The sequence below is a fragment of the Rhizobacter sp. P1_G5 genome, from assembly GCF_056405435.1.
Genome location: NZ_JBFUCB010000387.1, coordinates 1 through 5,821 on the forward strand (window position 1 = coordinate 1; position 5,821 = coordinate 5,821).

The following is a 5,821-nucleotide window of genomic DNA, read 5'->3' on the forward strand; positions in this document are numbered from 1 at the left end:
GTTGCGCAAAGCCCAGCATCGCGTTCAGCGGCGTGCGCAGTTCATGGCTCATGCGCGCCAGGAATTCGGTCTTGGCCCGGTTGGCGTCCTCGGCCACCTTGCGCGCGTGGTCGGCGAACGACGCTTCGTGCCGCTCGCGCTCGCGGTCGGCGTTGTCGAGCGCGAACGACAGGTCGGCGCCGAGTTCGCCCAGCAGCTCGGTCACCTCGCCGTCGAAGCAGCCCGGGGTCTTCGAGTGCAGCAGCAGCACGCCGATCGGCACCTCGGACCGCTTCAGGAGCACGGCTGCCAACGCGCAGACACCGGTCGCCGCGCACCAGGCGCGGGTGTCGTGCAGCCGCTCGTCGGTCGACGCATCGCCGATCACCACGGTGCTGCCGGCGCGCATCGCCAGCGACATCATCAGCGCCTGCGTGCGGGCGCCGTCCAGCAGGGTCTGGGGTGACTCGACGGCGACACGCCGCATCGCGCCCGCCGTAGCCCGGTGAACCTCGCGACCCTCCGAGAGGTCGATCACCGCAAGGTCCAGGTGCCCGGCCGTCACGCACACCTCGCACACGCCCTTGAACAGCTCGCGGGGTTCGGGTCGCCTCAGGATGAGGCGGTTGACCTGGGACATCACCGCGTGGAACCAGGCCAGGCGCAGCGCCGCGGCCCGGCCGCGCAGCGGCCAGTGGATGCGGGGCGGCTGTTGCAACGGTGGTGAGGACGTCGGCAGGCTGTTCGAACTCATGCCCGAGTGTGGGGGACCGGATCCACGCCCTCCGTTCGCTGGCGTACAGACGGCCGGTACCGCCCGCAACTGCCCTGCACGGCTACTGCCAGCCGAAGTGTCGGATGTAGGTGCGCTTCATCAGCGTCGTGAGCGTGCCGTAGCCCAGCAGGATGGCCAGCAGCCACAGGTAATACGGTGCCGGCAGCGCCACCAGCCCGAAATGGCCGGCCAGCGGAGACAGCGGCAGCCACAGGCCGAGCGCCATGATGGCCAGCGTCATCGCGATCAGCGGGGCGGCCGCGCGGCTCTGCACGAACGGCAGCTTCGGCGTGCGCACCATGTGCACCACCAGCGTCTGCGTCAGCAGCCCCACGACGAACCAGCCAGTCTGGAACAGCGCCTGCCGGTCCGGCGTGTTCGCCTTCAGCACCCACCACATCACCGCGAACGTCACCAGGTCGAACAGCGAGCTGATCGGACCGAAGAACAGCATGAAGCGCCCGATGTCGGCCGGGTTCCACTTCAGGGGCCGGGTCACCAGCTCGGCATCGACGTGGTCGAACGGGATGCCCGTCTGGCCGATGTCGTACAGCAGGTTCTGCACCAGCAGCTGCAGCGGCAGCATCGGCAGGAACGGCAGGAAGGCGCTGGCCACCAGCACGGAGAGGACATTGCCGAAGTTGGAGCTGGCCGTCATGCGGATGTACTTCAGCATGTTGCAGAAGGTGGTGCGGCCCTCGACCACGCCGTCGTCCAGCACCAGCAGGCTCTTCTCCAGCAGGATGATGTCGGCCGCCTCCTTGGCGATGTCGACCGCGCTGTCGACCGAAATGCCGATGTCGGCCGCGCGCAGCGCAGGCGCATCGTTGATGCCATCGCCCATGAAGCCGACGACGTGGCCGTTGGCACGCAGCGCCCGCACGATGCGCTCCTTGTGCAGCGGCGTCAGCCGCGCGAACACGCCGTGGGCCTCGGCGGCGGCCTTCAGCGCCGTGTCGTCCAGTGCCTCGACCTGCGGGCCGAGCAGCATCGTGTCCGCCGACAGGCCGACCTGGCTGCAGACCTTGCGCGTGACCTGCTCGTTGTCACCGGTCAGCACCTTCACGGTGATGCCGTGCGCCGCCAGCTTGCGCAGCGCCGGTGCCGCCGACTCCTTCGGCGGATCGAGGAAGGCGATGTAGCCGATCAGCGTCAGCCCGGACTCGTCGGCAACCGAGTAGGTTGACTGCCCCGGCGGCATCGTCTTCACCGCGACGGCGACCACGCGCAGGCCTTCGGCGCCGAGCGCCTCGGTGACGGCCTGCGTGCGTGCGCGCAGCGCGGCGTCGAGCGGCTGCGTGGGCATCGCGCGCTCGCCGTCGAGGCAGGCGTCGGTCGGGTCCGGCACGCGCACCGCGGTGCAGGCGGCCAGCACCTCGGCCACCGCGCCCTTGCAGATCAGCTCATGGTGCCGGTCCTGCCCCGCTTCGAGGGCCGCGACCACCACCGACATGCGCCGCCGCTCGAAATCGAACGGGATCTCGTCGACCTTGCGGTAGGCATCCTGCAGCTTCAGCACCGCGGGCAGCTCGACGTGGTCGAGCACCGCATGGTCCAGCAGGTTCTTCAGGCCGGTCTGGTAGTGGCTGTTGAGGAAGGCGAAGTTCAGCACCTCGGCGCAGTCCTGCCCGTAGGCGTCGACGTGGCGGGCGAGCGCGATGCGGTCCTGCGTCAGCGTGCCGGTCTTGTCGGTGCACAGGATGTCCATCGCGCCGAAGTTCTGGATCGCGTCGAGCCGCTTGACCACCACCTTCTTGCGCGACAGCCGCACGGCGCCCTTGGCCAGCGTGCTGGTGACGATCATCGGCAGCATCTCGGGCGTGAGCCCCACCGCGACCGACAGCGCGAACAGGAAGGCCTGCAGCCAGTCGCCCTTGGTGAAGCCGTTGACCAGGAACACGACCGGCACCATCACGCCGGCAAAGCGGATCAGCAGCCAGCTGACGCTGTTGACGCCGGCCTGGAAGGCGTTCGGGGTGGTCGACGTAGCGCCCGCATGGGCCGCCAGCGTGCCGAAGCAGCTGCGCGCGCCCGTGGCCACGACGAGCGCGGTGGCGGTGCCCGAGACCACGTTGGTGCCCATGAACACCAGGTTGTGCTGCGCGAGCGCGCCCTCGGCGGCCTGCGCATGCGGCTGCGCGAACTTCTCGACGGGCAGCGATTCGCCGGTCATCGCGGCCTGTGCGACGAAYAGGTCGCGCGCAGCGAGCACGCGGCAGTCGGCGGGGATCATGTCGCCGGCCGACAGCGCGACGATGTCGCCGGCGACGAGGTCGCGCTGCGCGATCTCGGCGGGCGCCCCCGCGCCACCGCCCACCGGTCGGCGGATCACGCTCGCGGTGTTGCCGACCAGATCGCGCAAGCCCTCGGCTGCGCGGTGCGAGCGGCCCTCCTGCACGAAGCGGATCAGCGTGCTCAGCGCGACCATGGCCGCAATGACCACGGTGGCGCTCGCATCGGCGCTGACGAAGGACAGCGCGGCCAGCGCCGTCAACAGCAGGTTGAAGGGATTCAGGTAGCAGCGCCACAGGTGCAGCCAGCCCGGCAGCGGCTTCTCGTGGGCGATGTCGTTCGGGCCGTCGCGGGCCAGGCGCCGCGCCGCTTCGTCGGCGTCCAGTCCGTCTGCGCGGGATTGCAGGCGATGCAGCACCGCATCGGTCGGGTCGCGCGCGGCGGCCAGCAGGTCGGGCGCGAGCATGGCGCCCCCGGATGCCGGCGGCAGCGCGCGGGTCAGCGACTCCAGCAGCGGGCGACGCTCGAAATGCCGCTGCGCGCGCCGGCGGCGCAGAAAGGTGCTGAAACCCTGGGTCAGGCGCCGGTGGCGGGCCGCTTTGCTCATGAGGGTCGAGCCTGCCGGCTGGAGCCGGCGGGCACTTGATCTGGATCAAGCGGCGCGCCGCCGCCGCGCAACCAGACACGGCGCAGGCCGAGCTCAGAAGCTGATCTTGCGGATCAAGTTGTTGGCGGAGTCGGCCACATAGACGTTGCCGGATGCATCCACCGTCAAGCCCCTGGGCATCCTGAATGTGGCCGACGCCGCAGCGCCGTTGGCGTTGCCACTCTTGCCAGCCATGCCGGCCAGTGTGGTCACCACAGCCGCAGGGGTGATCTTGCGGATCAGGTTGTCTGCAATGGAGGCCACATACACGTTGCCCGAGGCGTCCACGGCCACCCCCATCGGATCGCTGAAGCTGGCCGCCGTGCCCGTGCCATTGGTGCTGCCCACGGCCCCGGTGCCCGCCAGGGTGGTGACCACGTCTGCTGGCGTGATCTTCCGGACCAGGTTGGTGGGAGGCTCGGTCACATACACATTGCCCGACGTGTCCACCGCCACGTGATAGGGATGGCTGAAGGTGGCCGAAGCCCCCGTGCCATCGGCACTGCCCAGGGCTCCGCTGCCCGCCAGCGTCGTGACCACGCCGGTCGCGCTGATCTTGCGGACCAGGTTGTTGAGGCCGTCCGCCACATACACGTTGCCTGAAGAATCCACCGCGACACCCGACGGACCGTTGAAACTCGCAGCGGTCCCCGTGGCATTGACATTGCCGTAGCTGCCCGCCGTGCCTGCCAGCGTGGTGACGACGCCCGTCGGGGTGATCTTGCGGATCAGATGGTTGAAGGTGTCCGCCACATAGAGGTTGCCAGCGGAGTCCACCGCCACCCCCTCGGGCGAGTTGAAGCGGGCGGCGGTTCCGCTGCCGTTGGCGCTGCCGGAGTTGCCGGCGCTGCCCGCCAGCGTGCTGACCGTCCCTGAGGATGTCACCTTGCGGATCACGTGGCTGTTGAACTCGGCCACGTAGACAGTTCCCGCGGTGTCCACGGCGGCTGCGAAGGGGCCGTTGAAACTCGCAGCCGTTGCCGATGCATCGGCGCTACCCGCGGTGCCGCTACCCGCCAGCGTGGTGACGGTCCCCGAGCCGCCGGTACCGGGACCAGGACCGGAGCCGGCATCGGGGCCTGCGCCGCCACCACCGCCACATCCGGCGACAAGTGCCAGGCCGACAAGTGGAACAAGCAGCACGACCTTCGCTGAGCACACAAGCGCCGACAGCGCTGTAAAGGAGATTCGACGCACAGGAGACCTTGGATGATTTTGGGTCCGCCAGCGTAGTGCGAGAGGGCGGCAGCTCACACCCCCTCATCGGGGGAACGAGCCCGGAATCAAACTTTGGTCATCTCGGCATCACACCGTCACAAAATGATGCGTCCCGTCGCGCTTCAGCTGTGCGACCAGGCCGAACTCCCAATCGAGATACGCCTGCATCGCGGCCCGCGCGTTGTCGGTGCCTTCGTAGGGGCGGCGGTAGCGATCGGTGCGCGGTGATGCGAGCCGCTGTTCGCCAGTCTCCACCGGCAAGCCTGCGTCGGCCCAGGCCGCGGTGCCGCCTTGCAGCACATGCACCTCGGCCTGTGAACCCACCAGCTCTTGGAGCTCGTGTGCTGCAAACGGAGCCAGCAGGCTCGTACCGCAAGTCACCACGATGCGCCGCGCCGGCGGCAGCAGCTTCAGCGCCTCGCGCAGCTGCGAGCGCAGCACGAACCACGCGCCGGGGATGTGCCGCTTCACGTGGCTCGCGCTGGTCGTCACGTCGATCACCTGCACATCGGCACCGGGGCTCGCGAGCCAATCAGCCAGCGTCGATGGTGTGATGCCGTGCACCTGCGGCGGCGCAGGCCGCGGCGGCGCATCGGCACCCGTCTCCACGCCATCCGATGCCGCATCGGCGTCGAGCAGCGCCACCTCCCAGCCCATCTGCGCCAGCCACGACGCGCTCATCTCGGCACGCACACCCGCATCGCGTGACCCGGCCGGCGTGCCGTCGTGGTCCGCCAGCACGATGCGCGCACCGCGCACCGGCGCGTGCACGTCGGTCTCCTGCACCAGTTGCCCGCCCGGCGCGCTGCGGAACCCGGGCCGGTGCCCGGCCGCGTATTCCTCCGGCGTGCGCACGTCGAAGCGATACGTCGTGCGGCCCGGCTCTTCCACCCAGTGCGCCAGTTGCGCGGCCCCGATGCGCCGCACGCCGGCGCGCTCGGCCACGGCCCGCGCATCGTGCCGCGCCGCAT

The 5,821-nt window shown here is 69.7% G+C and carries 4 protein-coding genes; all 4 read right to left on the reverse strand.

Annotated features, from left to right (window positions below):
* Nucleotides 1-733, reverse strand: a 733-nt coding sequence (locus AC1D12_RS22530) for a sensor histidine kinase (RefSeq protein ID WP_477842967.1), incomplete at its 3' end; no start/stop codon positions are given.
* An 82-nt stretch (nt 734-815) separates the two neighbouring features.
* Nucleotides 816-3,593: a magnesium-translocating P-type ATPase gene (mgtA, locus tag AC1D12_RS22535; RefSeq protein WP_477826290.1), complete on the reverse strand. Its 2,778-nt coding sequence runs from the start codon at nt 3,591-3,593 to the stop codon at nt 816-818.
* Between the two features lie 93 nt (nt 3,594-3,686).
* Entirely contained in the window at nt 3,687-4,550 is an 864-nt protein-coding gene (locus AC1D12_RS22540) for an NHL repeat-containing protein (RefSeq protein WP_477842969.1), read from the reverse strand.
* Nucleotides 4,551-4,937: 387 nt separating this feature from the next.
* Nucleotides 4,938-5,821: rhodanese-like domain-containing protein (locus AC1D12_RS22545; RefSeq protein WP_477842971.1), on the reverse strand; the 884-nt coding region annotated here is incomplete at its 5' end.